Genomic DNA, 5,293 nt, shown 5'->3' on the forward strand with positions numbered 1-5,293 from the left:
AACTCCTTCCTAAGTGTACAAGCTTTGATTATTTGCTTGTCTACTTAAGTAGGAGTATAGCCCTCAATGCTCAGTTTATGACCATTGTGTCTACGCTGAGGCAGGATCCATTTACGCCTACCCAATCGTTTGAAAAATTGACGCCGCCTGCTGCTGGAAAATATTCACGACGACTTAATAGTCAACACAGAATTGTCTATTCAGTTGATAAAATTAACCACGAAATTAAGATTCTTTCTGCCTGGTCACATTATGAATAACTAACAATACAAAATGGACACTCCCTTTTCGACAGAGTGTCCATTTTTGCAACTTGAAAAAAGCCCTGAGATTATTAATCCCAGGGCCAGGCCATACTAAACTAGCCTTAAATAAAATCAGTTAATTCTGTAGCGTTATAACGCTCAGATTCAATTGGTGTTTCTGCGGCTTTACCGATTGCGATTGCGACAACAGGAACGTAACGTTTAGGATCTAATCCGAAAGCTGCAGCCACTTTATTTGCGGCATAACCTGCGATCGGATTGGTTTCGTAGCCGTGTGCGCGTGCAACCAACATCAATTGCATGGCAACCATACTGCTGTCAATCGTTGCATCCATCACCAAGAATTCTTGGCTAGCACTTTCATACATTGGCAAGAAAGTTTTGAACACTTCATCGCGCTTCTCTGGCGTGATCCGGCCTTCATCCGCAGCCTTATTCCAAACATCACGGTATGATTTATACGACAATGTATCGCCCAATACGAAAACCATCGCCGAGCATGAATCGAGTTGCGGATGATTAAATTTCATCAGCACTGATTTTGCCTTTTCTTTACCTTCTGGCGTATCAACGACGACGAAGTGCCATGACTGCAAGTTACACGCCGAAGGGGCACTCGTTGCTTGACTGATCATTTCTTGTAATTCGTCGCGAGAAATCTGCGCGTCCTTTTCAAACTTACGAACAGATTTACGCTCAAACATGACCTTCGAAAAATCATTTTGAACTAATTTTCGGTTAACTTCAGTTGTTGTCATCAAATAACTTCCCTTCAAAATAATAAAACGTTTCCATTGCTAATTATAACCTAATCGATGGGCTATTGATACCTTCATAACAATTGATTTGAGAAATTTTGGCGGTTAACAGTGAAATGACTTATACTAAACGTAAAGTCGCATCAACACCGCACTACTGGCAATATTAAAAAGAAGGTCTCCTAATATGATTACCCGAGAAAAAATAATCGCCTATGTGGCAGATACTTATGATGTTCAACCCGAATATACATTCAAAAAATTCCCGAGCTATTGCGTTTTTAAACATCCGCGCAATCACAAGTGGTTTGGATTAATGATGCTGATCCCACAAAATAAATTATATGGCGACAGTGAGACTGAAATTGCGGTCATCGATGTCAAAGTGACACCTGAAATCGGCGATATTTTAAAAGCTAACAAAGCTTATTACCCAGCCTATCACATGAATAAGGAACACTGGATCACGATTGATTTGACGACAATAGATGATTTCGACCAATTGACTGATTTGATCGACGACAGCTTTGAGTCGACAAAATAGCCATTCCCCAAAACGGAGGATGGCTATTTTTATCTCAATTAATTAGTCATCAACAACGGTAAAACGTTGTTGATGATGTTGAGGTGTTTCCAATTCATCAACCAATGCGCTGGCAAAATTACCAAATGAAACTACCTGCTTGCCCGCTTTATTTTCCATCACTTCATCGGTGCCCAAACGATATTGCGTTCTTTCGCCGGGGACAAAGCTAACTTGTGGTGAAATTGCAGTCCAGTTGACATCATCGACCCACTGAAGGAAATCGAATTCATGAACCTGCTGAATCGGAGTCGCCACCCAAGGTTCATTCGCAAACCTTTTCAAAACATCGTCGAGCATTCTTGTCCCATCTGCTTTGTTGAGAGAGCTTGAACCGAGAATAAAAACCAGGCGAGTGTGCTCATTATTACAAAAAAGGCGAACTAGATTTGTTGCCAGATCTAAATGCTGATAAGATTTCGGTGACGCGAAGGCATCCACGATCGCATCGAATTGGGTCAAATCCTCAGCGTCGAGTGATAAAGCATCCTTCTCAATAATTGCCGTATCTGCACCCAGCATTTTCTTAGCCTTGTCGGCATCGCGAACCAACGTGGTAACTTCATGCCCGCGTGATACTGCTTCTTTAAAAATGACACTGCCAACGTGACCGGTTGCACCAATAATGCCAATTTTCATAATTATTATCTTCTTTCGTCACTTATTAGATGCTATCGAAATACGTGGCTTAATAATAACAGTTAAATTTTAATCTTTCGAATATTTTGTATCACGGTGCTTTTCGAAAAATAAAAATAGACACCCCCGCAAAAAGCAGAGAATGCCTATCCATCTAATTCATTAAATTAATTATTCGCCTAACTTGGTCTTTGAAACAACGTTCAACTTGTCATCCAAATCATAAACAACAGGTTCGCCAGTTGCCATTTCCAAGTTGATGATATCTTCGTCAGAAATGTTTTCAATATATTTAGTCAAGGCACGTAATGAGTTACCGTGAGCTGCGATGATGACATTCTTGCCATCAAGCAACTTAGGCGCGATTTCGTCTTCCCACAAAGGAATAACACGTTCGAGGGTAACCTTTAAGTTTTCGCCACCAGGAATAATGCGTGGGTCCAAGTCTGCGTAACGACGATCTTTTGCTGCAGAGCCTTCGTCATCAGCACTCAACAAAGGTGGCAAAACATCGTACGAACGACGCCAAGTGTGAACTTGGTCATCGCCCCATTTTTCAGCAGCTTCTGCTTTGTTCTGGCCTTGTAATGCGCCATAGTGACGTTCGTTCAAACGCCAAGTCTTTGTTTCTGGGATCCATAATTGATCGGATCCTTCCAATGCATAGTGCAAAGTCTTGATAGCACGAGTTAAGACAGAAGTATAAGCTTGGTCAAATTGCAAACCTGCTTCTTTAATTAACTTGCCGGCGTTCTTTGCTTCTTCAACGCCTTTTTCGCTTAAGTCAACATCGACCCAGCCAGTGAATTGATTACTTAAGTTCCATTCACTTTGACCGTGACGGATAAATACTAATTTTGCCATTAATATTAGCCTCATTTCCTGATATTTATACTCTGTTTATTGTATGGGTTTTTCAGAAAAAAAACAAGCGTGACAATTGGAATAAACACGATTTAACGTCGCTCTTCACGCCATGAACTCGATTCCATAAACGATGACACAAACAAATCGGTCGCGTGAACATTTTCTAAGTTTTCCAACTGACTACTGATTTCTTCCTCGGAATATTCCGTCTTCAAATCATAACAACATTTATCTTTACTGGGTCTACATAAAAATTCCTCCACAATCAATAGGTGAATTATATTATTTCATCTATCAACCATAAAGGAATTATCACGAATAAAACTTCAGTCTCTATTTTTAAAATTAACTACAAAAACTATTTTGATGGATCAACAGGAATTGTATGATCAGTTTTCGTATAGTCAATATAAATTAATACAATAAATGATGATCCATCGGGGTTTTGTCCATACTTTACAGCAACGCCGGATGCTTCAACTACACTGCTGAGAATTGAATGATGATGCATACGATCCTGCAAAACGAACTGATTAAACAACTGTTTTGCATTTTCTTCAGGTGTTCCTTGAATATCTGCAATTGCAGCATCTTCGGAAAGACTATCTACACCATATCCAGTACCATCAAGAATTGTACTACCGTCTTGTGTTGGACCATACGATCCATCACGCCATTCATGAGGATGTTGTGTTAATACTACATCACCACCAATTTCACTACTCCACTCGGCCATTTCATTTGCATGCAATTGTGCAGCTTTATTAAGAGCATCCACTACGTTATATGCTGTGTAATTTGCCTCTTTTGCAAAGGCGTCAAAATCTAAATCATATTCCATATTTACGCCAGCATCTTTATAGGCCTGTTCATCTTTTGCAGCATCAGCATATGTTCCAGTACGAACTTCGTTTGCATATTTGATAAATGCGTCAAGCGTTGCATTTGCATAAGCATCAGGATCAGTTAACTCATAATCAAATTCAACTTCATTATCACCAGCAGCCAATGTAATTGTCTTAGACTTATCGCCAACAATCGAATAGCCATCTGATGACTTATCAGGAGCTGTAACAGTGATGACATCACCTACATGTTTGCCAGTAATTGTATTCGTGAACATCATTGCATACGATGAATCCCAGCCTAGAACAGTATATGACGCATCATTTGCAACTGTTTTCTTTTTGATTACAAATTTAACAACATTGTTTGTTGAACCCAATGTAATGGATTGAGATGACTGACCCACTAATTCATATCCATCAGGAATGCTTGGCGCATTAACAGTTAATGAATCACCTTCGTATTTACCTGTAATATCCGTTTGTGGCGTCGAGATCACATTACCGCTCTCATCAACAAACTGAACACTGTACGCAACCTTAAGTTTGGCAGTAAATACAACTGTGTTCAAGCCACCTTTGAGTGTCACTGTTTGTGATGATGGCGAAACCAAACCATACTTAGAATTGACTTCAGGGGCATTAACAACGATTTCATCGCCTTCATGAAGATTCTCGACAACTTCTAGAGACGTAATCTTTTTGCCAGTATTAGCATCATTAATCACAACTACATAAGAGGCAGATTCGACATGTTTCGTATACGTAACTGTCGTTGTAACGGTTTTAATAATATCACCATTTGCTGCAACCGTATCCTTACCAGCATCCGTTGAACGTGATACTTCATCATAACCGTCAATAGTATCTAAAACTTTACCCGCCGAATCTACATTTACTGTAATTTCTTTCGTTGAATGAGCAATCAAATGATAAGTTTCTGTCGTCGTATAAGTTGTTGTGGTATCACCATTCTCGGCGGTCACAACTGATTTGACTGGATCTGAGGTTGACATCAGATGATAATCACTTGATGGTGTAATTGTGTTTCCTTTTTCGTCGATAGCTATCGTCTGGTCCTTATTGGTATTAACTGGAACATGAACGTCAGCATGTTTCTTATAAACAATCGTCGTCGTAACAACAGTCGTTACATCACCATTTGCAGCAGTCACTGATTTTCCTGGGTCTGTTGAGCGGGAAACTTCGTCATAACCATCAGTAGAGGATAATATTTTACCAGTTTCATCAACATTAACAGTTGCTTGTTTTGGATGTAGTATGAATCTATGGACACGATTTAGTATAATGCCATTATAGGAAGGATCGTGTTCT

At 39.7% G+C, this 5,293-nt stretch carries 6 protein-coding genes; 2 read left to right on the forward strand and 4 right to left on the reverse strand.

Translation table 11 applies throughout. The annotated features are described in order from the left end of the window. A partial coding sequence (locus tag EKM67_RS10270; RefSeq protein ID WP_125578897.1) for a Txe/YoeB family addiction module toxin occupies positions 1-260 on the forward strand: 260 nt, incomplete at its 5' end. Between the two features lie 107 nt (positions 261-367). On the opposite strand, the gene EKM67_RS10275 is transcribed toward EKM67_RS10270, so the two are convergent. Next, the gene (locus EKM67_RS10275) at positions 368-1,024 is read right to left on the reverse strand and encodes a nitroreductase family protein (RefSeq protein ID WP_125578898.1); all 657 of its coding nucleotides are present in this window, start codon (positions 1,022-1,024) and stop codon (positions 368-370) included. Between the two features lie 187 nt (positions 1,025-1,211). Here EKM67_RS10275 and EKM67_RS10280 point away from each other — a divergent pair, with 187 nt between their 5' ends. Continuing rightward, positions 1,212-1,568 carry an MmcQ/YjbR family DNA-binding protein gene (locus tag EKM67_RS10280; protein ID WP_125578899.1) on the forward strand — a complete coding sequence of 119 codons (357 nt, stop codon included), beginning with the start codon at positions 1,212-1,214 and terminating at the stop codon, positions 1,566-1,568. A gap of 42 nt (positions 1,569-1,610) precedes the next feature. Here the strand turns inward: EKM67_RS10280 and EKM67_RS10285 are convergent, their stop codons facing one another. The 3 genes from EKM67_RS10285 to EKM67_RS10815 all read right to left on the reverse strand — a co-directional run. After that, positions 1,611-2,246 carry an NAD(P)-dependent oxidoreductase gene (locus EKM67_RS10285; protein ID WP_125578900.1) on the reverse strand — a complete coding sequence of 212 codons (636 nt, stop codon included), beginning with the start codon at positions 2,244-2,246 and terminating at the stop codon, positions 1,611-1,613. A gap of 171 nt (positions 2,247-2,417) precedes the next feature. Further along, positions 2,418-3,110 (reverse strand): 2,3-diphosphoglycerate-dependent phosphoglycerate mutase, encoded by a 693-nt coding sequence (locus EKM67_RS10290; RefSeq protein WP_125578901.1) that lies wholly within the window; start codon positions 3,108-3,110, stop codon positions 2,418-2,420. A gap of 361 nt (positions 3,111-3,471) precedes the next feature. After that, positions 3,472-5,293, reverse strand: a 1,822-nt coding sequence (locus EKM67_RS10815) for a MucBP domain-containing protein (protein WP_164506648.1), incomplete at its 5' end; no start/stop codon positions are given.

Source organism: Lapidilactobacillus mulanensis (assembly GCF_003946215.1).
Taxonomy (GTDB): Bacteria; Bacillota; Bacilli; order Lactobacillales; family Lactobacillaceae; genus Lapidilactobacillus; species Lapidilactobacillus mulanensis.

What these genes read in the sequence shown, in the direction of transcription:
- EKM67_RS10275 (WP_125578898.1), bottom strand. Translation starts at nt 1,024, where the DNA reads ATGACAACAACTGAAGTTAACCGAAAATTAGTTCAAAATGATTTTTCG.
- EKM67_RS10280 (WP_125578899.1), top strand. Translation starts at nt 1,212, where the DNA reads ATGATTACCCGAGAAAAAATAATCGCCTATGTGGCAGATACTTATGAT.
- EKM67_RS10285 (WP_125578900.1), bottom strand. Translation starts at nt 2,246, where the DNA reads ATGAAAATTGGCATTATTGGTGCAACCGGTCACGTTGGCAGTGTCATT.
- EKM67_RS10290 (WP_125578901.1), bottom strand. Translation starts at nt 3,110, where the DNA reads ATGGCAAAATTAGTATTTATCCGTCACGGTCAAAGTGAATGGAACTTA.